This is a genomic window from Streptomyces sp. NPDC002911, assembly GCF_053591835.1.
On record NZ_JBSFUO010000004.1, the window covers coordinates 300,283 to 326,268 of the forward strand.

General features: G+C 71.9%; 22 protein-coding genes, 1 tRNA gene and 2 pseudogenes. 7 read left to right on the forward strand and 18 right to left on the reverse strand.

Going from position 1 to position 25,986, the window contains the following annotated elements; translation table 11 throughout:
- The first annotated feature begins 88 nt into the window (after positions 1–88).
- A complete protein-coding gene (locus tag ACWD04_RS09240; protein WP_451129730.1) occupies positions 89–1,285 on the forward strand; it encodes an NAD(P)-binding protein in 1,197 nt (398 codons plus the stop codon).
- A 153-nt stretch (positions 1,286–1,438) separates the two neighbouring features.
- Here ACWD04_RS09240 and ACWD04_RS09245 read toward each other — a convergent pair whose 3' ends face one another.
- Both ACWD04_RS09245 and ACWD04_RS09250 read right to left on the reverse strand, forming a co-directional pair.
- The gene (locus ACWD04_RS09245) at positions 1,439–1,915 is read right to left on the reverse strand and encodes an N-acetyltransferase family protein (RefSeq protein ID WP_451129732.1); all 477 of its coding nucleotides are present in this window, start codon (positions 1,913–1,915) and stop codon (positions 1,439–1,441) included.
- A 37-nt stretch (positions 1,916–1,952) separates the two neighbouring features.
- Positions 1,953–2,864 (reverse strand): aminoglycoside phosphotransferase family protein, encoded by a 912-nt coding sequence (locus tag ACWD04_RS09250; RefSeq protein ID WP_451129734.1) that lies wholly within the window; start codon positions 2,862–2,864, stop codon positions 1,953–1,955.
- Positions 2,865–2,927: 63 nt separating this feature from the next.
- On the opposite strand from ACWD04_RS09250, the gene ACWD04_RS09255 reads away from it, so the two are divergent.
- Entirely contained in the window at positions 2,928–4,337 is a 1,410-nt protein-coding gene (locus ACWD04_RS09255) for an NAD(P)/FAD-dependent oxidoreductase (RefSeq protein WP_451129736.1), read from the forward strand.
- 46 nt (positions 4,338–4,383) lie between these two features.
- Here ACWD04_RS09255 and ACWD04_RS09260 read toward each other — a convergent pair whose 3' ends face one another.
- Genes ACWD04_RS09260 through ACWD04_RS09275 form a run of 4 tightly spaced genes read right to left on the reverse strand, consistent with a single transcriptional unit; the run spans position 4,384 to position 9,242 of the window.
- The gene (locus ACWD04_RS09260) at positions 4,384–5,538 is read right to left on the reverse strand and encodes an XdhC family protein (protein WP_451129738.1); all 1,155 of its coding nucleotides are present in this window, start codon (positions 5,536–5,538) and stop codon (positions 4,384–4,386) included.
- Entirely contained in the window at positions 5,531–7,657 is a 2,127-nt protein-coding gene (locus ACWD04_RS09265; RefSeq protein WP_451129740.1) for a xanthine dehydrogenase family protein molybdopterin-binding subunit, read from the reverse strand. Before ACWD04_RS09265 ends, ACWD04_RS09260 begins: the two co-directional genes overlap by 8 nt.
- Positions 7,654–8,646 (reverse strand): FAD binding domain-containing protein, encoded by a 993-nt coding sequence (locus tag ACWD04_RS09270; protein ID WP_451129742.1) that lies wholly within the window; start codon positions 8,644–8,646, stop codon positions 7,654–7,656. Before ACWD04_RS09270 ends, ACWD04_RS09265 begins: the two co-directional genes overlap by 4 nt.
- Complete coding sequence (locus ACWD04_RS09275) at positions 8,643–9,242, reverse strand: 2Fe-2S iron-sulfur cluster-binding protein (protein ID WP_451129744.1); 600 nt, start codon at positions 9,240–9,242, stop codon at positions 8,643–8,645. Before ACWD04_RS09275 ends, ACWD04_RS09270 begins: the two co-directional genes overlap by 4 nt.
- Before the next feature lie 304 nt (positions 9,243–9,546).
- On the opposite strand from ACWD04_RS09275, the gene ACWD04_RS09280 reads away from it, so the two are divergent.
- Positions 9,547–10,134, forward strand: a complete 588-nt coding sequence (locus tag ACWD04_RS09280; RefSeq protein WP_451129746.1) for a TetR/AcrR family transcriptional regulator — start codon at positions 9,547–9,549, stop codon at positions 10,132–10,134.
- 139 nt (positions 10,135–10,273) lie between these two features.
- Positions 10,274–10,546: pseudogene (locus tag ACWD04_RS09285) on the forward strand (phosphohydrolase); the annotation flags it as partial.
- Here ACWD04_RS09285 and ACWD04_RS09290 read toward each other — a convergent pair.
- The 3 genes and pseudogenes from ACWD04_RS09290 to ACWD04_RS09300 form a co-directional block, all read right to left on the reverse strand.
- Entirely contained in the window at positions 10,534–11,001 is a 468-nt protein-coding gene (locus tag ACWD04_RS09290; RefSeq protein ID WP_451129748.1) for an NUDIX hydrolase, read from the reverse strand. The pseudogene ACWD04_RS09285 and the gene ACWD04_RS09290 sit on opposite strands and share 13 nt — an antisense overlap.
- Positions 10,988–11,451 (reverse strand): annotated as a pseudogene (locus tag ACWD04_RS09295) (XRE family transcriptional regulator); the annotation flags it as partial. The pseudogene ACWD04_RS09295 and the gene ACWD04_RS09290, both read right to left, overlap by 14 nt.
- 126 nt (positions 11,452–11,577) lie before the next feature.
- Positions 11,578–11,652: transfer RNA gene (locus ACWD04_RS09300), tRNA-Thr, on the reverse strand.
- Between the two features lie 176 nt (positions 11,653–11,828).
- Between ACWD04_RS09300 and ACWD04_RS09305 the strand changes: the two genes are divergently transcribed.
- The 3 genes from ACWD04_RS09305 to ACWD04_RS09315 all read left to right on the forward strand — a co-directional run bounded on the left by ACWD04_RS09305 (position 11,829) and on the right by ACWD04_RS09315 (position 14,377).
- Positions 11,829–12,965 carry an ABC transporter ATP-binding protein gene (locus ACWD04_RS09305; protein ID WP_451129750.1) on the forward strand — a complete coding sequence of 379 codons (1,137 nt, stop codon included), beginning with the start codon at positions 11,829–11,831 and terminating at the stop codon, positions 12,963–12,965.
- A 242-nt stretch (positions 12,966–13,207) separates the two neighbouring features.
- Positions 13,208–13,621 carry a hypothetical protein gene (locus tag ACWD04_RS09310; protein WP_451129752.1) on the forward strand — a complete coding sequence of 138 codons (414 nt, stop codon included), beginning with the start codon at positions 13,208–13,210 and terminating at the stop codon, positions 13,619–13,621.
- 36 nt (positions 13,622–13,657) lie between these two features.
- Positions 13,658–14,377 carry a nucleotidyltransferase family protein gene (locus ACWD04_RS09315; RefSeq protein WP_451129754.1) on the forward strand — a complete coding sequence of 240 codons (720 nt, stop codon included), beginning with the start codon at positions 13,658–13,660 and terminating at the stop codon, positions 14,375–14,377.
- Positions 14,378–14,448: 71 nt separating this feature from the next.
- Here the strand turns inward: ACWD04_RS09315 and ACWD04_RS09320 are convergent, their stop codons facing one another.
- From ACWD04_RS09320 to ispD, 9 genes are all read right to left on the reverse strand, one after another.
- On the reverse strand, positions 14,449–16,095 hold the full coding sequence (locus ACWD04_RS09320; protein ID WP_451129756.1) for a DoxX family membrane protein: 1,647 nt from the start codon (positions 16,093–16,095) through the stop codon (positions 14,449–14,451).
- Positions 16,096–16,621: 526 nt separating this feature from the next.
- Positions 16,622–17,578 (reverse strand): 23S rRNA (guanosine(2251)-2'-O)-methyltransferase RlmB, encoded by a 957-nt coding sequence (rlmB, locus tag ACWD04_RS09325; protein ID WP_351272895.1) that lies wholly within the window; start codon positions 17,576–17,578, stop codon positions 16,622–16,624.
- Between the two features lie 106 nt (positions 17,579–17,684).
- Positions 17,685–19,085, reverse strand: coding sequence for a cysteine--tRNA ligase (cysS, locus tag ACWD04_RS09330; RefSeq protein WP_451129758.1), 1,401 nt, complete (start codon positions 19,083–19,085; stop codon positions 17,685–17,687).
- Positions 19,086–19,139: 54 nt separating this feature from the next.
- Complete coding sequence (locus tag ACWD04_RS09335) at positions 19,140–20,411, reverse strand: MFS transporter (RefSeq protein ID WP_451129760.1); 1,272 nt, start codon at positions 20,409–20,411, stop codon at positions 19,140–19,142.
- A complete protein-coding gene (locus ACWD04_RS09340) occupies positions 20,408–22,120 on the reverse strand; it encodes an ABC transporter permease subunit (RefSeq protein ID WP_451129762.1) in 1,713 nt (570 codons plus the stop codon). Before ACWD04_RS09340 ends, ACWD04_RS09335 begins: the two co-directional genes overlap by 4 nt.
- Positions 22,121–22,124: 4 nt before the next feature.
- Complete coding sequence (locus ACWD04_RS09345) at positions 22,125–23,651, reverse strand: ABC transporter substrate-binding protein (RefSeq protein WP_451129764.1); 1,527 nt, start codon at positions 23,649–23,651, stop codon at positions 22,125–22,127.
- A 30-nt stretch (positions 23,652–23,681) separates the two neighbouring features.
- Positions 23,682–24,284 (reverse strand): GNAT family N-acetyltransferase, encoded by a 603-nt coding sequence (locus tag ACWD04_RS09350; protein ID WP_451129766.1) that lies wholly within the window; start codon positions 24,282–24,284, stop codon positions 23,682–23,684.
- Positions 24,285–24,421: 137 nt separating this feature from the next.
- On the reverse strand, positions 24,422–24,940 hold the full coding sequence (gene ispF, locus ACWD04_RS09355) for a 2-C-methyl-D-erythritol 2,4-cyclodiphosphate synthase (protein ID WP_451129768.1): 519 nt from the start codon (positions 24,938–24,940) through the stop codon (positions 24,422–24,424).
- Positions 24,930–25,694 carry a 2-C-methyl-D-erythritol 4-phosphate cytidylyltransferase gene (gene ispD, locus ACWD04_RS09360; protein WP_451129770.1) on the reverse strand — a complete coding sequence of 255 codons (765 nt, stop codon included), beginning with the start codon at positions 25,692–25,694 and terminating at the stop codon, positions 24,930–24,932. Before ispD ends, ispF begins: the two co-directional genes overlap by 11 nt.
- Between the last annotated feature and the right edge of the window lie 292 nt (positions 25,695–25,986).

Here is a 25,986-nt window from a genome sequence, read left to right on the forward strand (position 1 = left end):
CCACTGACATCGGCCCGGCCCGGTGTCACAGAAACAGTCGGCCGAACCGTCCTCCGTGCAGAAGCGCCCACCGCAAGGAGACCCAGCCATGCAGAGCATCCACATCGTCGGCGGCGGTCTCGCCGGACTGACCGCCGCCATCACCGCCGCCGAATCCCGGGCCCAGGTCACCCTCCACGAGGCCCACCACACCCTCGGCGGACGGGCCAGGACCTCGGACGGCCCCTACCGCACCAACGAGGGACCGCATGCCCTGTACCGCCGCGGACCGCACTGGGGCTGGCTCGAACAGCGCGGGCTTCTCGGCCCGTTCGCCTCCGTTCCGCCCCTCGAAGGCACCCGCTTCCTCTTCCGCCGGGGCGGCGCCCTGCGCAGGACCCCGCCGCTCGCCATGCTGCGCCTCACCCGCCGCAGCGCCCGCCGGGCCCCCGTCGACACCGACTTCCTCCGCTGGGCCACCGGCCAGGTAGGCGAAGAGGGCGCCCGTGCGGCGGCGCACTACATGGGCGTGGCCCTCTTCCACCACGACCCCGGTTCGCTCTCCGCCGCCTTCGTCCAGGAACGGCTCCGCCGCGCCGCCGCACTGCCGCCCGAGGCCCACTACCCCGTCGGCGGCTGGGCGCGGCTCGTCGACCGGATGGCCACACGGGCCCGGAATCTCGGCGTACGCGTCGAGACCGACGCACGCGTCGGCCCCGGCGACCTGGCCGGCCTCCGGCGCAGCGGACCGGTGATCGTCGCCACCCATCTGGACTCCGCCCGCACCCTTCTGGAGGACCCCGCCCTGACCTGGGACAGCGGCAGGACCGCCCTGCTCGACCTGGCCCTGCGGACCCGGCGCGGCGACCCGTTCATCGTCTCCGACCTCGACACCCCCGGCTGGATCGAGCGGTTCACCGCCCAGGACCCGACCCTCGCCCCGACGGGCGAACAGCTCATCCAGGCCCAGATCCCCCTCGCCCCCGGCGCCCCGCGCGCCGACGCCGTCCGCCGCGCCGAGGACCTGCTCGACCTCGGCTTCCCCGGCTGGCGCGACCGCACCACCTGGCGCCGCGAAGCGCTCGCGTCCGGCCGCACCGGCGCCGTCGACAAGCCCGGCACCACCTGGCGCGACCGGCCCGCCGTCGACCGCGGCGACGGGATCCTGCTCGCGGGCGACCAGGTCGCCGCCCCGGGACTCCTCAGCGAGGTCGCGTTCAACAGCGGCATCGAAGCGGCGGTCCTGGCGGTGAAACTCCTCGGCGGGACCGCGCAGGACGTTCCCCGCCCGGCAGGTACTCCTTGACCTCAAGCGCATCCCGGGGCCGAAGGGCGGAGGCAGCAGCCACTCACCAGCACCCGGGGAACCCCGCCGTGTACGCCATCCGCCTCCCCGCCTGCGGTCCCGCCGAGAATTCCGTCCACGAACGGCGAAGTCGTCCTCGTACCGTGCGTGACCTCAGGACGTCCCGAGCTCCGCCAGCGCCCCGTCCGTCAGCCGGTACACCGTCCACTCGTCCTGCGGCCGCGCACCCAGCGACTCGTAGAACGCGATGGACGGGGCGTTCCAGTCCAGCACCGACCACTCCAGGCACCCGTACCCGCGCTCCACACAGATCCGTGCCAGCTCCCTCAGCAGCGCCTTGCCGTACCCGCCGCCGCGCCGCTCGGGACGCACGTACAGATCCTCCAGATACACACCGTGCACCCCGCGCCACGTCGAGAAGTTGAGGAACCACAGCGCGAACCCGACCACGGCGCCGTCGTCGTCCGACACCGCGACATGCGCGTACGCGGCGGGCCGCTCGCCGAACAGGGCCTCGCGCAGCTGCTCCTCGGTGGCCTTCGCCTCGTCCAGCGCCTTCTCGTAATCGGCGAGCTCCCGCACCATGGCATGGATCGCAGGGACGTCTTCAGAAGTGGCAGTACGAATCATGGGCGCAGCCTAAACAGGCAGGCAGCCCCCGTGCCCCTCAGTGCCGGCCCAGCAACTGCCGTGCAATCTCCGCATGGTCCGGCCACAGCCGCGGCTTCCCGCGCCGGATTCCCCACAGCGCGTTCTGCAGCGCCCGGCCCAGCGTCCACGCCCGCGCACGTTCCCGGTCCAACTCCAGCGCTCCGGACAGCAGATCGAACCGCCACAGCACCTCGGACGCGTCGAACCTGTTGTCCAGCGCCGGGAACAGCTCGAAACCGGGATCGCCGGCGAGGGGCTTCGGATCCAGCGCGACCCACTCCCCCGCCCGGCCCTCCTCCGCGCGGCCGGCCAGGATGTTGTCGTAGTGCAGGTCCCAGTGCAGCAGGCGGTCCCCCGGTTCCCCCGCAACCTCCCGCACCGCTGCCACGCAGTCCAGCACCAACCGCCGCTCGCCCTCGTCCGCCAACCCGGCCACCGCCCCGGGCGCCGCCTCCAGCATCCGCGCGGCCGCGTCCTCCAGCCGCCGCATCCCCGGCGGAGCCGGCACACGCACCAACCGGGCCGACAACTCCGCGAGCACCCGCACTGCCGCCCGCGCATCCGCCACCCCGGTCAACGGGCGCCGCTCGTCGAGCCGTTCGAGCAGCATCGCCCCCGTCGCGGCGTCATGCTCCAGCAGGCCCGCCACGCTCGCGCCCGCCTCGCCCCACACCCGTAGCGCGACCGGTTCCCCCACCGTCTCCGCATCCACCATCTGAAGCTTCAGTGCCGCAAGGCGGCCGTCCGCCTGCCGCACCACCGGAAGCACCAGCGCGCACATCCCGTGCATCACGGCCCCGTCGCGCCGCAGCCCCCACTCCTCCAGGAACCTTGCCGCCAGCCCGGGCAACGCGTCACCGAAAGCCCGCCCCGCCGCACCGTTGTGAGCGCACAGATTCACGACCAGGGCTTCCGGAACGTCGATCACACCGCAAGTGTAGAGGTAACGTCCCTCCAGCGATTGGGCTGCACACGGACAAGCAGGGGAAACATGAGCACCGTCAGCACCGTCAACGGCGGCATATCGTTCTGGTACGCGAACGAAGGCACCCCCGCCCCACGCGAACCCCTGCCCGGCGACACCAGCGCCGACGTCTGCATCGTCGGCGGCGGATACACCGGACTCTGGACGGCGTACTACCTCAAGAAGACCGTCCCCTTCCTCAACATCACCGTCCTGGAAGCCAAGTTCTGCGGATACGGCGCCTCCGGCCGCAACGGCGGCTGGCTCTACAACGGCATCGCGGGCCGCGACCGTTACGCCGAACTGCACGGCCACGACGCCGCGGTCCGCCTCCAGCGGGCCATGAACGACACCGTCGGCGAGGTCATCCGCATCGCCGGCGACGAGAACATCGACGCCGACATCCACCACGGCGGCGTCCTCGAGGTCGCCCACACCCCCTCCCAGCTCGCCCGCCTCAAGGACTTCCACTCCGTCGAGATCGCCTTCGGCGAGACCGACCGCGTCCTGCGCGGCGCCCGCGAGACCGCCGAGCGCATCCGCGTCTCCGGAGCCGTCGGCTCCAGTTGGACCCCGCACGGCGCGCGCCTGCACCCCGCAAAGCTGGTCAAGGGCCTCGCCGACACCGTGCAAGCCCTCGGCGTCACGATCTACGAGTCGACACCCGTCACCGAGATCAAGCCCAAGCACGCGGTCACCCCGTACGGCACGGTCCGCGCTCCCTACGTCCTGCGCTGCACCGAGGGCTTCACCGCGGGCCTCAAGGGCCACCGCCGCACCTGGCTGCCCATGAACTCGTCCATGATCGTCACCGCGCCCCTCCCCAAGTCCCTCTGGGACACCATCGGCTGGGACGGCCGCGAAGCCCTCGGCGACATGGCCCACGCCTACATGTACGCCCAGCGCACCGCCGACGACCGCATCGCCCTCGGCGGCCGCGGCGTCCCCTACCGCTACGGCTCGGCCGCCGCCAACGTCAACGGAACAGCCCGCACCCAGCCCGCCACCATCGACGCGCTGCGCGACCTGCTCGTCCGCTTCTTCCCCACCACCGCGGGCACCCGCATCGACCACGCCTGGTCCGGCGTACTCGGCGTCCCCCGGGACTGGTGCGCCACCGTCGCCCTGGACCGCAGCACCGGCCTCGGCTGGGCCGGCGGCTACGTCGGCTCCGGCGTCGCCACCGCCAACCTCGCGGCCCGCACCCTGCGCGACCTGATCCAGCAGGACTCCGGCCAGGCCGGCCCCACCGACCTGACCGCGCTCCCCTGGGTCAACCACAAGGTCCGCCGCTGGGAACCCGAACCCTTCCGCTGGCTCGGCGTCCACACCCTCTACGCCGCCTACCGCACCGCCGACCGCCGCGAATCCGCCTCCCCGAGCCTCGGCACGGACCGCATCGCGAAGGCGGCGGACCGCATCGCGGGCCGGCACTGACCGATCCGTCCGCATCCGCGCCGGCGCGCCCCCGCCTTCCGGGCCTTCAGGCGGCCTCCGCCGTCCCCACCTCGTCCCGCTGTCTCCCGTCGCGGTGGATCGGCGTCGCCGAACCCGTGAGGGGGGCGCCCGTTCCACCGCGCCGGGCCGCGACGATCTCCGCTGCGATGGACAAGGCGGTCTCCTCGGGCGTACGGGCGCCGAGGTCGAGGCCGATCGGCGACCTGAGCCGGGCCAGCTCGGCTTCGCGCAGACCGGCTTCCCGCAACTTCCGGTCACGGTCCGCGTGGGTCCGGCGCGAGCCCATCGCCCCGACGAACGCGACCGGCATTCGCAGGGCCTGCTTCAGCAGGGGGACGTCGAACTTGGCATCGTGCGTGAGCACGCACAGGACCGTGCGCGCGTCCGTCGCGGTACGCCGCAGATAGCGGTGCGGCCAGTCGACGACGAGGTCGTCGGCCTCGGGAAAGCGGGCCCTGGTGGCGAAGACGGGACGGGCGTCGCACACCGTGACGTGGTAGCCGAGGAACTTGCCGGCGCGGACGAGCGCCTCCGCGAAGTCGATCGCACCGAACACGATCATGCGAGGCGGTGGCACGCTCGACTCCACGAGGAGAGTGAGGCCGCCCGGGCAGTGTGTTCCGTCCTCCGCGAGGGCGAGTGCACCGGTGCGTCCGGCATCCAGCATCGCCCGCGCCTCGGCCGCCGCCCTCCGGTCCAGCTCCGGGAAGCCGCCGCCGAACGACCCCTCGTACGACTCGCCGGAGTGCACCAGCAGGGCTCTGCCCAGGAGTTCGGCCGGGCCTCGGACGACCCGGGCGAGGGCCATGGGTGCGCCCGAGGCGGCGGCCGACAGCGCCGACCGGAACACCTCCCCGGCGGGCGTCCGCGCGTCGACCGGAGTGACCATGACGTCGATGACCCCGCCGCAGGTCAGCCCGACCGCGAAGGCGTCCTCATCGCTGTAGCCGAACCGTTCGAGGACGGTCTCACCGTCCTCGAGTGCCTGGACGCACAGCTCGTAGACCGCCCCTTCCACACAGCCGCCGGAGACCGAACCGACGGCCGTGCCCTCGCTGTCGACGGCGAGGGCCGCACCCGGGCCGCGCGGCGCGCTGCCGCCGACGGCCACGACCGTGGCGACGGCGAACCTCCGGCCCTCCTCGGCCCAGCGGGCCAGCTCGTCGGCGATGTCAAGCATGGGGGCCTGCCGCGAGGACCCGGTCGGGCCGGATGGGCAGGCTGCGGTGACGTACGCCGGTCGCATGCCAGACGGCGTTGGCGATCGCCGCCGCCGCCCCCACGATCCCGATCTCGCCGATGCCCTTGATCCCGACCGGGTCGTCCGGGTCCGGATCGTCGACCCAGTCCGCCTCGACGAGCGGAACGTCCGCGTTCGTGGCGACGTGATAGCCCGCGAGGTCGGCCCCGTAGAGGGCACCGGAGTTCTGGTCCCTGACCGCTTCCTCGTGCAGGGCCATGGAGATGCCCCAGATCATCCCGCCGGTGAACTGGCCACGGGCCGTGAGCGGGTTGACGATCCGGCCGGCGGCGAAGATGCCCAGCATGCGGCGTACCCGTACTTCCCCGGTGGTCACGTCCACGGCGACCTCGGCGAACTGCGCCCCGTAGGAGTGCCGCTCCTTCTGCGCGAGGGCTCCGACGGCCGCAGTGGTGTCCGACCGAACCGTGATGCCTTCCGGCGGAATCCCGTCGCTCAGGGCGAGGCGCTCTCGCAGCTCCTCGGCCGCGGCCGTGACCGCCCAGGCCCACGACCGGGTACCCATCGAGCCGCCGGCCATCACCGCCGGGCCGAAGTCACTGTCGCCGATCCGTACGCGCACCCGGTCGGTCGGCACCTGAAGGGCGTCGGCGGCCACCAGGGTGAGCGCCGTCCGTGCCCCGGTTCCGATGTCCGCGGCGCTGATCCGCACCGTGAAGGTGCCGTCTGCCTCCGCGGTCGCGGCCGCCGTGGACGGCATCGCTCCCGCGAAGAAGGAGGCCGCCGCCGTCCCGGTACCGAGCAGCCAGCGCCCGTCCCGGCGCAGGCCGGGACGTGGGTCCCGGTCGGCCCAGCCGAACCTGCGGGCGCCCTCCCGGAAACAGGCGGGCAGGCTGCGGGTGCTGAACGGCAGCCCGGAGACCGGGCCCAGCTCGGGCTCGTTGCGCGCGCGCAGCTCGATCGGGTCGATGCCGCACTTCTCGGCGAGTTCGTCGAACGCCGACTCCAGCGCGAACGACCCGGGCGCCTCCCCGGGCGCACGCATGAAGGTCGGACTCGGCACATCGAGCCGTACGACCCGGTTGGCGGTGTGGTGGGCGGGGGCGTCGTACATCACCCGCGCCGGTCCGGCGCCCGGCTCGATGAACTCGTACACGGTCGAGGTGAGACTCAGGCAGCTGTGCTCCAGTGCGCGCAGCCGTCCCTCGGCGTCGGCACCGAGCCGGATCCGCTGCGTCGTCGGGCTCCGGTAGCCGGCGAGCGAGAACATCTGGCGCCGCGTCATGACGACCCGGACCGGGCGTGACAGGACGGTGGCCGCCATCACCGCGGCCACCTGGTGCGCGCGGACACCCTTGCTGCCGAAGCCGCCGCCGATGTGTTCGGACCGCACGCGCACCGAGGCCGGATCGAGCGAGAAGAGGTTCGCGAGTTCGCCCGCGATCCACACCGTGCCCTGGTTGGAGTCCACGACCTCGAGCCGGCCGCCGTCCCACACGGCCGTCGCCGCATGGGGCTCCATCGAGTTGTGGTGCTCCTCCGGCGTGGAGTACTCGGCGTCCAGGACCACGGAGGACGCGGCCAGTTCGGCCTCCAGGTCCCCCTTCTCCGTCACTGCCGGTCCGCCGGGTCCGGGCATCGTGTACGCGTCGGGGTGTTCGCCGGAGAAGGTGACATCGTGCGGCTCCTCCTCGTAGTGCACCACCAGTGCTTCGGCGGCTTCCCTGGCCTGCTCGGAGGTCTCCGCGACGACCAGCGCGACCGGCCAGCCCGCGTGCGGTACCCGGTCGTGCTGGAAGACGGCGACGGTCGGGTCCGGCACTCCGAGCATGCCGACGTAGTCGGTGTCGACCCGCGGGGCGTTCCCGTGGTGCAGGACGCTGAGGACGCCCGGCATCTCCAGGACCGCGGCGGTCTCCACCGAGCGGACACGGCCGCGGGTGATGGTCGACAACACCAGCCATCCGTACGCGAGTTCGGCGAACGGGATCTCGCCCGCGTAGCGGGCCGCCCCGGTGACCTTGTCGCGGCCCTCCACACGGGTGTGCGCGGAACCGACGGCCTTCGTCGCCCTGGTCCCGGTCGTGGTGGTGGTCATCGGGCGGCCTCCTCGGCGAGTTCGCTCAGCACGGCGACGACGAGGTTGCGCATCAGTGTCACCTTGTATGCGTTGTGCGGCAGCGGCCGGGCGGCCGCCAGTTCGGCGTCGGCGGCAGCCGCGAAGGCCGCGGCATCGGCCGGCCCGCCGGTCAGGGCCTGTTCTGCCGTGTGTGCCCGCCACGGCCTGGAGGCGACCGCCCCGAAGGCCAGCCGCACCTCGCGTACGACGCCGTCACGGACGTCGAGCGCGGCGGCGATCGAGCCGATCGCGAAGGCGTACGAGGCCCGCTCACGCACCTTGCGGTAGCGGGAGTTGGCAGCCACCGGGGCGGACGGCAGGGTGACGCCGGTGATCAGCGCTCCCGGCGGAAGGGCGGTCTCCCTGTGCGGGGTGTCGCCCACCGGGAGGTAGAACTCGGTGAGGGGCAACTGGCCCGGCCCGTCGGCTGTCTCGTAGGAGACGACGGCACCGAAGGCTGTCAGCGCCACTCCCATATCGGAGGGGTGGGTGGCCACACAGTGGTCGGAGGCGCCCAGGATCGCGTGGTTGTGGTGTTCACCCTCGATCGCGGGGCAGCCACTGCCGGGGACACGCTTGTTGCACGGCTTGGTCACGTCGCCGAAGTAGCCGCAACGGGTGCGTTGCAGCAGGTTCCCGCCGACGGTGGCCATGTTGCGCAGCTGCCCGGAGGCACCGGCCAGCACCGCCTGGGTCAGCGCCGGGTAGCTCCGGCGCACGTCGGGGTGCGCCGCGAGGTCGCTGTTGGTGACGGTCGCACCGATGCGCAGCCCGCCGTCCCCGGTCACCTCGATCCGGTCCAGCGGGAGTTCGCGTACGTCGACGAGCCTGCCGGGCCGTTCGACGCCGGTCTTCATCAGGTCGACGAGATTGGTACCGCCGCCGAGAAACCGGGCGTCCGGGTCGGCGTCGAGCAGCGCGAGGGCGCCGGAGACGTCGACCGCGCGCTCATATCCGAACTCCTTCATGCCGCTTCCCCCTCGCCGTTCACGGCCTGCGCGCTCTCCGCGGTCCGAGCGGTCTGCGCATGGATCCCGGCCGCGCGCTCGACCGCCTGCACGATCGACACGTACGCGCCGCAGCGGCACAGGTTGCCGCTCATCCGCTCCCGGATCTCCTCGGCCGTCAGTGGCGGTGGCCCCGCCTCGGGGCGGACGTCGTCGGTGACGGCGCTCGGCCAGCCGGCGGCGTGTTCCTCGATCACCGCGACGGCCGAACAGATCTGACCCGGAGTGCAGTAACCGCACTGATAGCCGTCGAGGTCGAGGAACGCCTGCTGCACGGGGTGCAGTTGCTCGCCCTCGGCAAGGCCTTCGACGGTGGAGATCTCCCGGCCTTCGGCCGCCACCGCGAGCTGCAGGCAGGCGACGGACCGGCGACGGTCGACCAGGACGGTACAGGCACCGCACTGCCCCTGATCGCAGCCCTTCTTGGTACCGGTCAGATCTAGGCGCTCGCGCAGGGCATCGAGCAGGGTGGTGCGGTGGTCGACGGTCAGCGTGTGCTTCTCGCCATTGATGTTCAACGTGATGGCGCTGTGCGTCGACGAGGGCGTTGGGGCCATAATCAGCCTTCTTTCGCATTCCCGGACCACCTCGCGAGGACGGTCCGGCAGAAAAGAGAAACGGAAGACGCGGAGTTGTATCGGAGAGGGAGGACGACGCCGCACGCAGCGCCGGCGGGCCGGAGGCATGCGAGAGCACGCGGGACACATCGGAGAAAGCCGGTGCCGACTGCCAGCTGTCCGTCCCGGCCGCCCACCGCTAAGGTGACCTGACCGGACAGCTGTCCGTTCACCCGAAAACGTAGTGGACAGCTGTCCGCTTAGGCAAGGACGAAATTCAGCCACGGATCCGCGAGGAGGACGAGTGCAGCAGAAGAAGGACGCACCTCTGCGCTCGGATGCGCAGCGGAATCGCGAGCGCATCCTGGAAGTGGCCTTGGCGGAGCTGACGCTCTGCGCGGACGCCCCGCTCAGTGTGATCGCCAAGAAGGCGGGCGTCGGGCAGGGCACGCTCTATCGCAACTTCCCCAGCCGCGAGGCCCTCGTCCTCGAGATCTACCGCCACGAGATGCAGCAGGTCGCCGACGCCGCGGCCGGGCTCCTCGAGACCCATGGGCCCGATCGGGCCCTACGCGAGTGGATGGACCACCTCGCCCGCTTCGCCATGACCAAAGCCGGCTTGGCGGACGCGATCCGCCAGGCCACCAGCGCACCGGGCAGCCCGGCCAAGCCGGGCCACACCCCGGTGACGTCCGCGGCGGAACTCCTGCTCCGTACCGCCGAGGAGGCCGGCACCATCCGTCCGGGAGTGACCGCGGACGACTTCGTCCTCGCCATCGCCGGCCTCTGGCAACTCGACCCCCACGGCGACTGGCAACCACGCGCCGCCCGCCTCCTGGACCTCGTCATGGACGGCCTGCGCGCGGGGGCCTCCGGCAAGGAAGAGCGGTGAGACGGGACGTCTGCGGACCCGCATGCACTGAGGTCAGGCGTTGTTCGGCTCCCCCGTCGCCCCCCTGGCGCACTGCCTGACGAATGCGGGGGCGCGCGTGCGGTCTTCGGCAAGGTGGCTGAAGTGGACTGCGGACTCTGCGCTGCTGGAAGCCGAAGAGCGGGGACTGCGCGAGACCTTGGAAGCGGAGTTTCCGCACCTCGATGCCCAACGCCTGGTGGACGCCCTTGTGTACTGCGACATGACGAGCGCCCCCAAGGGTGCGATCACTTCGGTGAACGCTCGGTTGGCCGAGATCACCGGTCGGTGCGGGGCCGACGGTCTTGTGGGACGTTTCATCCGCCGAGCGTCGCCAGACATCCTCGCGGCCGTTGAGCGGGTGGAGGCGGCGTTGGCGACTCAGCCCAGGTAGGGGTACGTGCCGGCCAGGTGGTCACCGATCTGCTGGCGCATGCTGGGGTGGATGTCGTACTGGTCCAGGTCTTTCGGCTGGACGTAGCAAACGCCGTCGGCTTCGTCGTTGATGGTGGGCTTGCCGCCCACGGGACGGCCGATGTAGGTGGCCTCGTACTGCTGGCGGATCTCGCCGTCCGTGTAGGCGACGATGTGGTTCGGGTCTGTGTAGACCCCCAGGAATCCTGTGATCTCGGCGATGATTCCGGTCTCTTCGAGGCATTCACGCACGGCGCATCGCGCCGCTGTCTCGCCGATGTCCTGGGCACCGCCCGGCAGGGCCCACTGGCCGGTGTCCCTGCGGCGCTGGAGCAGTATGGCGCCGTCGTCGTCGACGACAAGCAGGTTGCTGGCGGGGATGAGCGTGTTCGCCTTGGGGGCCTTGGGGTCGTTGTAGTACTCAGTCCTGCCCATGTGACGAGGGCCCTTCCTGGTCTGGTGTCCAGGGCCGTGCGGTGGCCCAGACAGCTTCGAAAATCTGAGCGTAGTTGTCGAACCAGCCTGCGGTTACAGCTATGCGGAAATGCAGGAGGGGGTTCGCGCTGGCCGGCTGGCCGGCTGGCCCCAGACGTGCGGGTTGACCAGGTGGTTGTCGTCGTAGCGGAACATGGAGGTGTAGAGGCTGGTGTCGTGCAGCCTCACCTCGCAGCCTGCCTCGGACAGTAAGGGCCGGTAGTAGGTGAGGGAGGCGTGGATCTTGGCGGCAAGGGTGTCGCCGATTCCCTCTTCCCGGCCCCGGATGGCTGCTGCCTGGCCGTTCGAGTCACCGAAGCAGAGCCGCACTCGCACCCCGTCCGATGCGCGCTCGGCGAGCATCTTCGCGACGTGGGGGTTGGACTGGGCGAAGAAGGTGCCGGAGAAGACATGGCTTCCGCGCCCGAGCAACCTGGCGGACGCCGTGTCGGAAAGCATCGCGCGCGGGGCGGCATGTTCCGTCGTCATGAACAGAAAAGGCCAGGTCAGATGGTGTCTGACCTGGCCTTTTCACAGAGCCCCCTGTCGGATTCGAACCGACGACCTACGCATTACAAGTGCGTTGCTCTGGCCGGACTGAGCTAAGGAGGCGTGCGGAAGCAGTGTAACCAACTCCGGGACCGGAACCTGCTCGATATTCGGAGCCTCGGACTGCTGACAGATCCGAAAACGCCAGGTAGCGTCACCTCAGGTTCACTCCAGTGGACCACACCACTCCCTACTCGGATCGTCCGGCACGTTCCTGCCGGTTGAGGAGAAGAATCTTCATGGCCAGTGTCACGTTCGACAAGGCGTCCCGCGTCTACCCCGGCTCCACGAAGCCGGCTGTGGACCAGCTCGAGATCGACATCGAGGACGGCGAGTTCCTCGTCCTCGTCGGTCCTTCCGGTTGTGGCAAGTCGACCTCCCTGCGCATGCTCGCGGGCCTCGAGGACGTCAACGGCGGTGCGATTCGCATCGGCGACCGCGACGTCACGCACCTGCCCCCGAAGGACCGGGACATCGCCATGGTGTTCCAGAACTACGCGCTCTACCCGCACATGTCCGTCGCGGACAACATGGGCTTCGCGCTGAAGATCGCCGGGATCAACAAGACGGAGATCCGGGCGAAGGTCGAAGAGGCCGCCAAGATGCTGGACCTCACCGACTACCTGGACCGGAAGCCCAAGGCGCTCTCCGGTGGTCAGCGTCAGCGTGTGGCCATGGGCCGTGCCATCGTGCGTGAGCCGCAGGTCTTCCTCATGGACGAGCCGCTGTCGAACCTCGACGCCAAGCTCCGTGTGTCGACGCGTACGCAGATCGCCTCGCTGCAGCGCCGTCTCGGCATCACCACCGTGTACGTCACCCACGACCAGGTCGAGGCCCTCACCATGGGCGACCGGGTCGCGGTCCTCAAGGACGGTCTGCTCCAGCAGGTCGACTCGCCGCGCAACATGTACGACCGCCCGGCGAACCTCTTCGTGGCCGGCTTCATCGGCTCCCCGGCGATGAACCTCATCGAGGTCCCGATCACCGACGGTGGCGTGAAGTTCGGCAACAGCGTCGTCCCGGTCTCCCGTACGGCGCTCTCCGCCGCCGCCGACCGCGGTGACCGGACCGTCACGGTCGGCATCCGTCCCGAGCACTTCGACATCGTCGAGCACGGCGGCGCCGCCGCGCAGACCCTCTCCAAGGGTTCGGCCGACGCCCCGGCCGGTCTCGCCGTCTCCGTCAATGTCGTCGAGGAGCTCGGCGCCGACGGTTTCGTCTACGGTGCCGCGCAGGTCGGTGGCGAGCACAAGGACCTGGTGGTCCGCGTCGGCGGCCGCGCCGTTCCCGAGAAGGGCACCGAGCTGCACGTCGTGCCGCGCCCGGACGAGCTGCACGTCTTCGCCACGTCGACCGGTGAGCGCCTGACCGCCTGATCCGTCCGACCGCCTGATCCTCACGTTCCAGCCGCTACGGCCCCGCGTTCCTCCGAGGACGCGGGGCCGTTCGCGTGTCGCGGGGCGGACCGGGTTTCGGATCCGGCGGACGGCGAATTCCTTGGCACACCGGCCGATTCGCCCCGGCCCGTCAACGCCTTATTCGAATAGCCCACTCGAACCATCCCTCGCGCGGGTGACGAAATGTCGCCGGATCATCACTGCCCGCTACGCTCGCCTGCGTGACCCACACCGCGCGCCGAATCGGCCGAACCCTAGCTCTCGTCCTGCCCGTCGTCATGGTTCTGTCCGGGACCCTCGCGGTCACCCGCGTCCAGTGGTCGGGGCAGGACACCGAGACCCAGTTGCTGACCGCCGCCTCGGAGACCGTAGCCAAGCAGGCGAAGGCCCGGGCCCCCCACGACGTTCTGCGGGACAAGCTCCTGCTGGAGCTCCGCGAGGAAGACCCGGGGGTCGCGTTGACGAGCCTCCAGCGCACCGTCGAAGGGCGGCCCTCTCTCGCGAAGCACTGCATGTCGATCGCCAAGGCACTGGGCAAGGCCGCCGTCGACCAGTACGGCCCGACGCGCGCCCACCGCTTCTCCCGTCCGGTCTGCGACACCTCGTTCGCCTCGGGCGTCGCGCAGTTCAGCTGAGCCGGGTGTGTCCGGGCACGGCATATCGTGCCCGGCATGCATACGTATCCGACGCAGGCCGTGATCCTGGCGGGTGGTCAGGGCTCGCGGTTGCGCCCCTACACCGATGACCGCCCCAAGCCGATGGTCGAGATCCCGGGGACCGGGACCCCGATCATCGGCCATCAGCTGTCCTGGCTGGCCGCCGAGGGCGTCACCGACGCCGTGATCTCGTGCGGCCATCTTGCCGATGTACTGCAGGAATGGCTGGACTCGGCCGCTCTTCCGTTGCGTGTCACCACCGTCGTCGAGACCGAGCCCCTGGGCCGCGGCGGCGGTCTCAAGCACGCCGCGGCCCGGCTCCCCGATCCGTCGGAGCCCTGGTACGCGACGAACGGCGACATCTGGACCCGCTTCTCGCTGCGGGAGATGGCCGCCTTCCACGCGGAGCGGGACGCCACCGCGACGCTCGCGCTCGCCCGTCCGCGGATCCCGTGGGGCGCCGTGGAGACGGACGCGTTCGGGCACATCACCGACTTCATCGAGTCGCCCCCGTCGCCCTATCTGATCAACGCGGGCGTGTACGTCTTCGCGCCCGCGTTCACCGGGATGCTGCCGGACCGCGGTGACCACGAACGGACGACCTTCCCCCGGCTGGCCCGTGAGCGCCGACTGGCCGGGTTCCCGCTTCCGCACGGGGCGTACTGGCGGGCCATCGACACCGCGAAGGACCTCGCGGAGGCGGCGAGGGAGCTGGGCTCCCACACGGGCGGCTGAGGCCACCCGTACGTATGCGAGGGCGGTCACCGGATGCCCGGTGACCGCCCTCGTGGTGTGCGGTGCCGATGTCAGCCGAGCAGTCCGCCGATGGGGTTCTGGCCGGCGCCGCCGGAGGAGCCGCTGTCGGATCCGCCGGTGGAACCGCCCTCGTCCGCGCCGCCGGTCGTGCCGCCGGAGCCCCCGGAGCCGGCGGAGCCGGACGAGCTGGGGCCCGCGTCGCCGACCGGGGGTGCCTGCGGGGCCGCCTCCTGCGGGGGCACCTGGCCGGTGCCCTGGGTCTGGCTGGGCCGGCCCGTGCTCGCCCCGGCCGTCGGGGTGGAGTCGCCGGTGGTGTCGGAGCCCTGGGTGGACTCCGCGGCCGACGGGGTACCGGGGGCGCTGGAGGGAGCCGCCTCGGGGGTCCGGCCGTCCGGGGTCCTGGAGGGCTTGCCCCTCTTGCCCCCGGAGGTGTCGGGGAGCGGGGAGCCGGGCAGCTGGTTGGTCGGGTGGCTGTCGGGGCCCGGCACGGTGACGACCTCGGTGGAGCGGACGGCTCCGCCGAGCATGGAGCCGACCAGCAGGGTCAGGCCGACGACGACGGTGGCGACCACGGAGCCGCGGCGCAGGACACGGCGGCGGAGGTCCCAGATTTCGGAGCGCGGGCCGAGCGTGCGCCAGGCCTCCCCTGCGAGGCGACCGTCGAGGGAGTAGACGGGGGCGCCGGCGATGACCAGCGGGCTCCAGGCGGCCAGCAGGATGATGTCGGGGGTGTCGTATGCGGCGGCGCTGCGCCAGCTGACCGTCACCAGGATGGCGGCGGAGAGCAGGACACCGAAGGCCGCTGCGACGCGCTGCCAGAGCCCGAGGACGGTGAGGACGCCGACGACGATCTGGAGGAAGGCGACGGAGAGCCCGGCGGCGACCGGGTGGGAGAGCGCGAAGTCGCGCAGGGGTTCGGCGGCGGTCCAGGGGTGCAGCGAGGTGAGCCACTTGACCATGGAGCCGCGGTCGCCGCCGTCGAAGTAGGCGGGGTCGCAGAGTTTGCCCATGCCGCTGTAGATGGCGAGGAAGCCGAGAATGACGCGCAGAGGCAGGAGGACGACGCCGAGGTTCATCCGGCGGCCGGGGTAGTAGGCGTGCCGGACGGTGTCGTTGGCGTGGCGCCGTTCCCCGGCGGAGGTGCCGTCCCGCTCCTCGGTGTCGGGCCGGTCGTCGTAGGTGAAGCCGTACGCGTCGTGGGACGGCGTGGTGACGGTGTCGTAGGCGCCGACGGCCTGCCTCATGGGAGGCAGCAGCGGTCCGGTGCGGCCGCCACCGGGTTGGTGGGGGGCCCGGATCACCGGGTTGGGCTGGGTCTCGTCGAGGCGCGGGATGACCTGGGTGCCACGGCCCGCGTCGTCATGGCCGGCGCCGAAGTCGCCGCCGGGGCGGGCGTCGAGGTGGCCGGCGGTGGAGTTCCGTACGGCCTGCAGGAGACCGGTCGCTCCGGGGTCTCCCGGCTCGGACCTGCCGCTCCAGACGACGGGGGCCCGCCTGCGGCCGCCCGCGCCGCCCATGGCGGGAATCCTGACCGGTCCGGCGGAGCCCGCGGTGCGCATACGGGTGCGCTGGCCCGGGGCGAGCTGCACCCGGAAGCTGGCGTGGCTGACGATGACCTGGGCGGGGTCGCTGTCCACCTTCGTCATGCTCAGGGCGGGTTGGTCGTCGAACCGAGGCGTTCTGGTGTCCACACTCATCTAACCGAGTGATGTGTGATTAGGACACTGCCTTGACTCGTCCGAAGTGTCCGAGACCCGTCAACCGCCTTCGGTGCCGGGCGAGTCCGGGTACGCGAGGCCCGCAGAGAGGGAAGGCAGCGAGTCCGCCATGGCGGCTCGGCGGAAAGTGATGTCGTCTCCGAGCGCCAGGCCGGCGTGGCCCGGGCCGTAGTCGAGAGGGAGGTGTTCTGGACGACGACGTCCAGTCATACCGCTTCGTGCCGCCCCGGGCGTCCGTATGAGGATGAGCCGGTGCGGAGATCGACTGCCGCATCCGGTACGGCGCCTCGCAGACGGGTGACGTACTGCGCCTGGCCGGACGGCATTTCGGCGTAGCGGGTTCGGCGTAGCGCACCTGTCGGGTCCCGCGCGTAAGGACGTCCTGGCGCAACGGCGTGGCGGCAGCGAGGAGTTCTTCCTGCCGTCGACGACGACCGTCGCACGGCTTCCCGTGACGGGACCGGCCCGCGGGACCCGGCGGACCGGGCCCCGCGGCTCCTGGGTGTCACGCCCTGCGGCGTGCCACCTCGTAGAGCACGATGCCCGCGGCGACGCCGGCGTTCAGGGATTCGGCGCCGCCCGGCATGGAGATCCGGACCCGGTAGTCGCAGGTCTCGCCGACGAGGCGGCCGAGGCCCTTGCCCTCGCTGCCGATGACGATGACGACGGGGCCCGCCAGGGCCTCCAGGTCCTCGACGGTGTGCTCGCCGTCGGCGGCGAGGCCGACGACCGTGAGGCCGGCCTTCTGGTAGCCCTCCAGGGCGCGCGTCAGGTTGGTGACGCGGGAGACGGGGGTCCGGGCCGCGGTACCGGCCGAGGACTTCCAGGCTCCGGCCGTCATACCGGCCGCCCGGCGCTCGGGGACGACGACGCCGTGGCCACCGAAGGCGGAGACCGAGCGGACGATCGCGCCGAGGTTGCGGGGGTCGGTGACGCCGTCGAGGGCCACGATCAGCGGGTCCTCGTTGTTGTCGTACGCGGCGGCGGTGAGGTCCTCCGGGTGCGCGTACTCGTACGGCGGGACCTGGAGGACGAGGCCCTGGTGGTTCAGGCCGTTCGTCATCCGGTCGAGCTCGGGGCGCGGGGCCTCCATGAGGTGGATGTTGCCGCGCTCACCGGCGAGCTGGAGTGCCTCGCGGACCCGCTCGTCGTTGTCGATGTACTGCTGGACGTAGAGGGTGGTCGCGGGGACGCCGTCGCGCAGCGCCTCGAAGACCGGGTTGCGGCCGACGACCATCTCCGACGTGCCCTTGGCGCCGCCACGGCGCGGGGCCGGGCGGCGGGCGGCGGCCTGCTTGGCCTGGGCGTTCGCCACCCGGTTCTTCTTGTGCCCCTTGCGGGCGGACGCGGGCGGCGTCGGTCCCTTGCCTTCGAGAGCACGGCGTCGGTTACCGCCGCTGCCGACCTGCATGCCCTTCTTGTTGGACGTGCGGCGGTTCCTGCGCTGGCTGTTCCCGGCCATGACCTACCTGTTTCGTTGCTTCAGAAAAACGTCGTCAAGTTAAAGTGTGCCGCCCGGATGACCGGGCGGCACATTTGTGCTGCTCACGCATGGTGCGCAGGTCCGCTCAGCGCGGTCCGAGGGTCCACCGGGGTCCGCCGGCGCTGTCCTCGATCACGAGGCCGGACTGGTTGAGCTGGTCGCGGATCGCGTCGGCGGCGGGCCAGTCCTTGCGCTCGCGGGCGGACTGGCGCTGGTCGAGGACGAGCCGTACGAGGGTGTCGACGACACCGTGCAGATCCTCGCCGCGGTCGCTCTCCCCCACCCAGTGGGGGTCGAGCGGATCCAGACCGAGGACGCCGAGCATCGCGCGCACTTCGGCGAGGCGGGCGACGGCGGCTTCCTTGTCGTCAGCGGCGAGGGCTGAATTGCCCTGCCTGACGGTGGTGTGGACGATCGCGAGCGCCTGCGGAACGCCGAGGTCGTCGTCCATGGCGTCGGCGAAGGCGGGCGGCACCTCGGCGGCGGGCTCGACCGGCCCCCCGGCCTTCTCCACCACGCGCTGGATGAAGCCCTCGATCCGCGCGAAGGCGGACTCGGCCTCACGCAGCGCCTCTTCGCTGTACTCGATCATGGACCGGTAGTGCGGGGTGCCGAGGTAGTAACGCAGGACGATCGGGCGCCAGGCCTTGACCATCTCGCTGACAAGCACGGAGTTGCCGAGGGACTTCGACATCTTCTCGCCGGACATGGTGACCCAGCCGTTGTGCACCCAGTACTTCGCGAAGTCGTCGCCGAAGGCCTTGGCCTGGGCGATCTCGTTCTCGTGGTGCGGGAAGATCAGATCGATGCCGCCGCCGTGGATGTCGAAGGCGGTGCCGAGGTACTTGTGCGCCATGGCGGAGCACTCCAGGTGCCAGCCGGGACGGCCGCGGCCCCACGGGGTCTCCCAGCTGGGCTCGCCGGGCTTGGCGGCCTTCCACATGGCGAAGTCGCGCGGGTCCCGCTTGCCGGTCTCGTTGTCGCCGGAGGGCTGGCGCAGGTCGTCGAGGTCCTGGTTGGAGAGCTCGAGATATCCCTCGTACGAGCGCACGTCGAAGTAGACGTTGCCGTCGGCCTCGTAGGCGTGGCCGCGCTCGATGAGGCCGCGCATCATCTCGACCATCTCGGTGATGTGGCCGGTGGCCCGCGGCTCGTACGTGGGCGGGAGGCAGCCCAGGGCGTCGTAGCCGGCGTTGAACGCGCGCTCGTTCTCGTAGCCGATGGACCACCAGGGGCGGCCCTGGTCGGCGGACTTCCTGATGATCTTGTCGTCGATGTCGGTGACGTTCCGGATGAACGTCACGTCGTACCCGCGGTGGTCGAACCAGCGGCGCATGATGTCGAAGTTCAGCCCGGACCTGATGTGCCCGATGTGCGGGGCGGCCTGGACAGTCGCGCCACAGAGGTAGATCGAGACACAGCCCGCTGTGAGCGGGACGAAATCACGGATCTGCCGGGCGTCGGTGTCGTACAGGCGAATAGTCACCCCTCAAGGGTAGTGGGCCCGCGCCCGTGCCCGGCGCACCCTCTGGAAAACGTGTCACAACTGATCGGTGACGTTGCTGCCGGACTCCGGCGTGCGCGTTTTTCCGGACAGGGTCAGGGCGAGCGCCGCACCGGCCAGAGGGACGGTGGCGAGCACCGTCCACAGGACGGGGCCGGGTGTGCCGAGGAGCGTTCCGGTGGCGGCGCTGCCCACGAGGACGGCGAGGCCCGACAGGGAGGACAGGGCCCCGGTGGCGAGCCCGAGCCGGTCGTCGTCGACCAGGTCGGGTACGAGCCCCCGGGCTGCCGGGACCAGCAGCATCTGACCGAGCGTGAGCAGGACGACGAGCACGGCACCGGGGAGCAGCCCGGTGGGTCCGTCCGGTGCGAGGGGCACCGCGGCGAATCCGGCGGCGACGACGGCGAGCCCCGCGACAAGGGCGGTCCGGGGCGCGATGCGGCGGGCGGACCAGCGGGTCAGCGGCAGTTGGGCGGCGACGACGAGCAGGGAGGAGAGCGCGAAGAGCCCGCCGAGCGCGCTCTGGGAGCCGGTGGCCCGCTCCACCTCTGCCGGAAGGGCGAGATAGAGCTGGTTGTAGGAGACGAGGTAGGTGCTGTACGCGAGGCAGAGCACGAGGAAGGGGCGGTTGGCGAAGACCTGGCGGGGAAGGAAGGCGCCCGCCCGGGCGGTCCGGACGCGGGGTGGCCGGCGGGGCATGAGGCGGGCGTGCCCGGCGAGTACGCCGACGAAGACCACGGCTCCGGCGAGGCACGCCGTCCGGAATCCGCCGCCCAGGAGCAGCAGCAGGCTGCCGAGCAGGGGGCCGAGGAAGGCCCCGGCCTGGCCGGCGGCGGAGAACACGGCCAGCACCTGGGCGCGCGGCTTCCCGGTCCCGGCCTCGTGGGCGACGGCGGTCCTGGCGGTCTCCGATTCGACGGCGGGTGAGAAGAGGGCCGCGGCGAAGCCGATGAGGAGGACGGCGCCGATGACGGTGGGGGTGGAGCCCGCCTGGGCGAGCCAGCAGAATCCGGCGATGCGCAGGACGCAGCCGGTGAGGACGACCGGCCGGGGGCCGTAGCGGTCGGTGAGGGCGCCGCCGACGACGAAGAGGCCCTGCTGGCTGAAGGTGCGCAGGCCGAGCACGAGCCCGACGAGCCACCCCGCCATGCCGAGCCCGTCGCCGAGGTGGGTGGCGAGGTAGGGCAGGACCGCGTAGAAGCCGGTGTTGAAGGCGAACTGGGTGACGGTCAGGAGCCGGAGGTAGGACCTGTGCTCCGGGGCGGTGCCGGACGGGATGCTCGGCGTGCCGGCCGTGGACGGCGTCATCCACGTCCTCTGCCGCGTACGGCCGCCGAGGTCAGCACCGCGAGCGCGCCGAGGACGGCGAGGGCGACGGCGGGGGTGAGGACAGCCCAGGGTGCGCGTTCGGCGTACGGCATGTTCTCGGAGAGCATGCGGCCCCACTCGGGTGCCGGGGCCGGGGTCCCGAGGCCGAGGAAGCCGAGCGAGGCGAGCGCCAGGGCGATGGCCGGGACGCGCAGGACGGCGTGTCGTACGACCGGCGGCAGGACGCCCGGCAGGATGTGGCGGCGCAGCCGGTGCCATGGGCCGGCGCCGAGGGCGCGGGCCACGGTGACGTGCGGGGCGGCGCGTTCCTGGGCGTACAGCGCGGAGGTGTGGGCGGCGAGCGGGGCCCAGGCGACGGCTGCGACGGCGGCGGCCGCGCCCCAGGCGCCGGGGCCCGCGATCCCCGCGACGAGGAGACCGGCCAGGACCGCGGGCAGCGCGTTGGCCGTCTCGGTGAGGGCACCTGCGCGGGCTGCCCCGGCGAGCAGTCCCAGTAGCAGTGTGACGGCGCCGACGGCGACCGCGGTGAGCACGGTCGTGGCCGCCCCGTGGCCGAGGCGGGCGAGTACGTCGCGGCCCAGGGAGTCGGTGCCCAGCGGATGGGCCGCCGAGGGTGACATGAGGCGGGCGGCGACATCGGCGTACAGGGGGTCCCGCAGCAGGCCGGTGAGTACGACGGCGACGAGGAGGGCGCCCAGGACCGCCGCCCCGAGGGTCACGGCGCGGCGGGTGGGGAGGGCCGGCGCGACGAGCGGCGGGAGGGCGCCGTCGGTCCGGGCGGGACCGAGCAGGGCCCTGGAGCCGAGCCGGGCCGCGAGTCCGGCGGCGACGCCCAGGAGGAGCAGGAGCAGCACGCACGCCTGGAGGACGGGCAGGTCCTGGGCCAGGGCGGCGGCCAGGGCCGTGCCGCCGAGCCCGGGTATGACGTAGAGCGTCTCGACGGCGACGGCGCCACCGGTGAGTCCTACGACGACGAGGCCGAGCTGAGGCAGCAGTGCGGGCAGGGAGCGGTGCAGGGCGTGGGCCGCGATCCGGCGGGCGGGCATCCCGTGGGCGGTGGCGGCGCGCGCCCAGGGTTCGGCGAACGCGGCGGGCAGCGCGTCGTCCAGCAACCGTCCGAGCAGCGCACCGGCGGGGACACCCATGGCGAGGGCGGGCAGCACGAGCCGGTCGGCCCCGCCCCAGCCGAGCGCGGGGAACCAGCCCAGCTGTACGGCGAGGACGGTGCCCAGGACCGCGGCGAGGAGGAATTCCGGCAGTGCGGCGAGCACGGCCGCGCCGACGCCCGCCCGGGTGGTGACGAGCCGGCGGCGGGCGCCCCTCCGGAGTGTTCCTGCGACGAGGGCGAGCGCCAGGAGGACGGCGACGGCGAGCGAGACGCCCATGAGGGTGAGGGAGACACCGAGCGCGGAGGTCGCGTCGGGGCCGACCGGCTGTCCGGAGACCCAGGAATCCCCCAGGTCGCCGCGCAGCAGTCCGGAGGCCCAGCCGGCGAGGACGTGCAGCGGGCCGCCGTCGAGTCCGGTCTCGGCGCGGATCGCGTCGAGCACGGCCGGTGTGGGCGGACGGTCGGCGTAGCGGGCGTGCAGGATCGTCAGCGCGGGATCGGTGCGGGTCAGCCAGGGCAGCAGGCCGATGACGGCGACGACGGCCAGGAGCGCGCCGAGCCGCCCGGCCAGGTACCTCACGCGGTCACCCGACGCGGGTGTCGGCGGTGATGAGGGTGCGTTCCATCGGGTCGAGAGCGACGCCTTCGACCCGTGTGTCGTCGTAGCCCTGGACGAAGCGCTCGTGGACGAGAGGTACGAGCGCGTCGGCGCCGAGGACGGCGGCCTCGGCGGTCATCTCCGCGCCGTGGCGGTCGTCGGTGGCGGTCAGGGAGGCGGCCTTGTCCACTGCGACGTCGACGCGCTTGTCGCAGAGCTGGGAGATGTTGAAGCTGCCGTCGCAGGTGAAGTCCGAGGCGAGGTAGGAAACCGGGTCGGCGGTGTCCAGCAGGGTGTTGCGCGCCTGGATGAACGCGTCGTACTTCCCCGCGAGCGCGTCGGCTTCCATCTGCGCGTAGTCGCGGACGACCTGCTCGACGGTGAAACCGCGCTTCTCGAGCTGCTGCTGGACGAGCGTCGCGACCTCGGGGAGTTCGGGCCGGTTGGTGTAGGTGGCGAGGACGATCTTCTTCGTCTTCGCCACCTCGCCGCGGCTCGCCGCCGGGGTCCGGCCGGTGGGTGCGGTGCGCTTGTCGGCGGCCCAGGGGATGCCGGGGCCGAGGAGTCCCTGCGCGGAGTCGGCGCGGCCCTCGTACACCCCGTCGACCAGGGCCTCGGAGTCGATGGCCTCGCGGGCGGCGGCGCGCATGGCCGGGTCGGCGAAGACGCCACGCTCGGTGTTGAGGGAGAGGCCGTTGGTGCGGGCGGAGGGGAATTCGTGGACGGAGGAGTCGCCGAGCAGTGACGCCTGGGAGATCGGTACGTATTCGGCGACGTCGACGGCCTTCGTCCGCAGCGCGTTGGCGCGGGCGGTGCCGTCCGCGGCGAAGGTGACGTCGACACCCGGGGCCTTCGCCTTGTCGCCCCAGTACTCGTCGTTGCGCTCGAGGGTGGCGGCGACCGCGCCCTTGACGTCGGTCAGGGTGAACGGGCCGGTGGCATGCCCTGCGGGGTTCGCCTTGCCGTTCTTGTAGGCGCCGGCGGAGAGGATCGTGAGGGACGGGTTGGCGAGCCGTTGCGGCAGCAGCGGGTCGGCCTTCTCGGTGACGATCCGCACGGTGTCGGCACCCCCACCCCTCACGGTGGTCGCCTTCAGGGTGGTGTCGGAGAGCACCCGTGGCAGCGGGGACGCCTCGCTCGCGGCGGTGAGGGAGCGGACGACCGCGTCGGCGTCGACCTTCGCACCGTCCTGGAAGACGGCGTCGCGGAGGGTGAACGTCCAGGTGGTGGGGTTGTCCTGCTTCCAGGACGCGGCTAGGGCGGGCTTGGCGGCGCCGTTCTTGTCCAGGCTGGTGAGGCCCTCGATGACGGCGAGCCGGCTGAGGGTGACCGCGTCGTCCCCGTACGGGGACATGGCCTGGGCGGGCGGGAAGGCCAGGACGACCCGGAGCCGCTGCGCGTCACCGGACGGCCCCGAGCCGCTCGACGAGGAGCAGGCGGCGAGCGGGCACAGCAGGGCCGCGGAGGCGGCGACGACCAGCAGCGGGGAACGGCGGCTTCGGGACGGAGGCATGACAAAGACCCTATATGAAAACGATTATCATCAGATGTTCGGGGCGTTCAGGCCGCTGGGAGCAGGCATCGGCAGCTCGAAATGGATGACGTCGTGACCACCACCCGGCAGCGTGCGTTCGTCGCAGACCTCATGGGCCAGCGACCGCCAGAACGGCTCGGCGCCCGGCACGGCCGGATCGGTGTGCAGATAGAGCGACGTGTAGCCGCCCGCCCGCGCGGCGAAGTCCCCGAGCTCCCGGACGAGCCCGCGGGCCAGGCCGTGCCTGCGGTGCTCGGGGCGTACGTAGATCCGGCACAGCTGGGCCGTCGAGCCGGAGGGAAAACGGTCCGCGACCCACTGCGGATTGGGCGGCGCCTGCGGGCCCCGGTCCCGCACGGCGCCCGTCGCCACGACCTCGTCGCCGCGTACGACGACCAGGAGGGTGCACCGTTCGGGGCGCAGGTAGGAGCCCTCGAGATCGATGATGTCGGCGTGCCAGCGGGGTACGTAGCCCGAGCGCAGGTCGTGGTAGACGGTGTCCAGCATGACGGCACGGGCCCCGCCGACGTCCCGCGCGGTGGCGGTCCGCAGGACGTATCCGTCCGCACCTGCCCGCGCGTCCCTCGTCGCCCCGGCGGTCGCGTTCACCACTGACGCTCCCCCTCGCTCCTGGCCGTACGGCACGTCACTTGCCGGACCAGCCTACGTGCAAGTGATGTGCAATAAGGCGGCGGGGCTCCCGGCGGCCGGTCCGCGCGCCCGGCCGTCAGGGCGGATCAGCGGGCGGGTCAGCCTTCGGCGCGGTAGACCAGGGCGGTCGCGATGCCCGCGATTCCCTCGCCCCTGCCGGTGAACCCGAGACCGTCGGAGGTGGCGGCGGACAGCGAGACGGGGGCGCCGACCGCGTCGGACAGCACCTTCTGGGCCTCGTCGCGCCGCTTGCCGATCTTCGGCCGGAGGCCGACGACCTGCACGGCCACGTTGCCGATCCCGAAGCCCTCGGCGCGCACGATCCTGGCCGCCTCCGTGAGCAGGGTCACGCCTGACGCGCCCGACCACTCCGGACGGCCCGTGCCGAAGTGCTGCCCCAGGTCGCCGAGTCCGGCAGCCGAGAACAGGGCGTTGCAGGCGGCGTGCGCCACGACGTCAGCGTCGGAGTGCCCGGCGAGGCCGGGACCCTCGCCCTCCCACAGCAGGCCGGCGCACCAGAGCTCGCGGCCCTCCTCGAACGCGTGGATGTCGGTCCCGATGCCGACGCGCGGGATCACGGGAGCCGGCTGCCGCTGCCTGACTGCTTCAGAATCCATCGTTCGCCCTCCGGCGTGCGAGAACGGCCTCCGCCAGGACCAGATCCAGGGGCCGGGTCACCTTGAACGCTTCTTCGTGCCCGGGCACGACTACGACCGGCGAGCCCAGCCGTTCGACCATGCCCGCGTCATCGGTCGCACCCTCGCCGTCGACGGCCACACTTCCGTGCGCCCGGACGAGCGTGTTCCGGTCGAAGCCCTGGGGCGTCTGCACGGCCCTCAGCCGCGCCCGTACGGGGGTCGAGAGGACCGGCTCCGGTGCGCCCGCCTCACCCGGCTCGACCTCCTTGACGGTGTCGGCGAGAGGAAGCGCGGGAACGACGGCGGGAGCTCCGGCCCGTACGGCTTCGATGACGGCGTCCACGGTGTCGACCGGCACGAGGGGCCTGGCCGCGTCATGGACGAGTACGACGGACACGTCGTCCGGCAGGGCGTCGAGGCCGAGCTTCACGGACTCCTGGCGCGTCGCCCCGCCGGGGACGACGACGTAGTCGGTGCGCTCGGGCAGTGCGTGCCCGTCGATGAGGTTCTTGACCTCGGGCGCGCCGTCCGGTGGCGCGACCACGACGACCAGGGTGACGGCGCGGGAAGCCGCCATGGCCCGTACGGCGTGGATGAGCATGGGCGTACCGCCGAGCGCGCGCAGCGCCTTCGGGGTACCGGGGCCGAGCCGGACGCCGCGGCCCGCTGCGGGGATCACCGCCGCGGTGCGGGAGGGGCTCGGTCCATCAGACGTCGGGGACATCGGTGACATCGGTTGCACTCCGAAGCTTCGGCAGGTTTGTTTCCACGGCGGACATGGGTATGGCCTGGGGGGTGCCCCCGACCGTAGGTTGGGGGAGAGCCGGGCCCGATGCCTTGACCTGACCAGGACCCCTTCCGTGACCCCTGGTCGGCCAAGCCACAGCGAGGGTCGGTGGAATCGCTGAGGGGACGGCACCGGGGAACAGTCGGTCGGTCTCCCGGACGGTTCCGGTTTCCCGGACGGTTCCGGTTTCGCGGACGGTTCCGGTTCCGGATGGATCCTTTTCGGATCCGAACATGCC

Excerpts from the sequence above, each read along its gene's own strand:
- ACWD04_RS09345 (WP_451129764.1), bottom strand. The coding sequence starts at position 23,651 with ATGCCTCCGTCCCGAAGCCGCCGTTCCCCGCTGCTGGTCGTCGCCGCC.
- ACWD04_RS09255 (WP_451129736.1), top strand. The coding sequence starts at position 2,928 with ATGAGCACCGTCAGCACCGTCAACGGCGGCATATCGTTCTGGTACGCG.
- ACWD04_RS09320 (WP_451129756.1), bottom strand. The coding sequence starts at position 16,095 with ATGAGTGTGGACACCAGAACGCCTCGGTTCGACGACCAACCCGCCCTG.
- ACWD04_RS09305 (WP_451129750.1), top strand. The coding sequence starts at position 11,829 with ATGGCCAGTGTCACGTTCGACAAGGCGTCCCGCGTCTACCCCGGCTCC.
- ACWD04_RS09335 (WP_451129760.1), bottom strand. The coding sequence starts at position 20,411 with ATGACGCCGTCCACGGCCGGCACGCCGAGCATCCCGTCCGGCACCGCC.
- ACWD04_RS09240 (WP_451129730.1), top strand. The coding sequence starts at position 89 with ATGCAGAGCATCCACATCGTCGGCGGCGGTCTCGCCGGACTGACCGCC.
- ACWD04_RS09275 (WP_451129744.1), bottom strand. The coding sequence starts at position 9,242 with ATGGCCCCAACGCCCTCGTCGACGCACAGCGCCATCACGTTGAACATC.
- ACWD04_RS09265 (WP_451129740.1), bottom strand. The coding sequence starts at position 7,657 with ATGACCACCACCACGACCGGGACCAGGGCGACGAAGGCCGTCGGTTCC.
- ispD (WP_451129770.1), bottom strand. The coding sequence starts at position 25,694 with ATGTCACCGATGTCCCCGACGTCTGATGGACCGAGCCCCTCCCGCACC.
- ACWD04_RS09290 (WP_451129748.1), bottom strand. The coding sequence starts at position 11,001 with ATGGGCAGGACTGAGTACTACAACGACCCCAAGGCCCCCAAGGCGAAC.
- ACWD04_RS09260 (WP_451129738.1), bottom strand. The coding sequence starts at position 5,538 with ATGCTTGACATCGCCGACGAGCTGGCCCGCTGGGCCGAGGAGGGCCGG.
- ACWD04_RS09270 (WP_451129742.1), bottom strand. The coding sequence starts at position 8,646 with ATGAAGGAGTTCGGATATGAGCGCGCGGTCGACGTCTCCGGCGCCCTC.
- ACWD04_RS09245 (WP_451129732.1), bottom strand. The coding sequence starts at position 1,915 with ATGATTCGTACTGCCACTTCTGAAGACGTCCCTGCGATCCATGCCATG.
- rlmB (WP_351272895.1), bottom strand. The coding sequence starts at position 17,578 with ATGGCCGGGAACAGCCAGCGCAGGAACCGCCGCACGTCCAACAAGAAG.
- ACWD04_RS09315 (WP_451129754.1), top strand. The coding sequence starts at position 13,658 with ATGCATACGTATCCGACGCAGGCCGTGATCCTGGCGGGTGGTCAGGGC.
- ispF (WP_451129768.1), bottom strand. The coding sequence starts at position 24,940 with ATGGATTCTGAAGCAGTCAGGCAGCGGCAGCCGGCTCCCGTGATCCCG.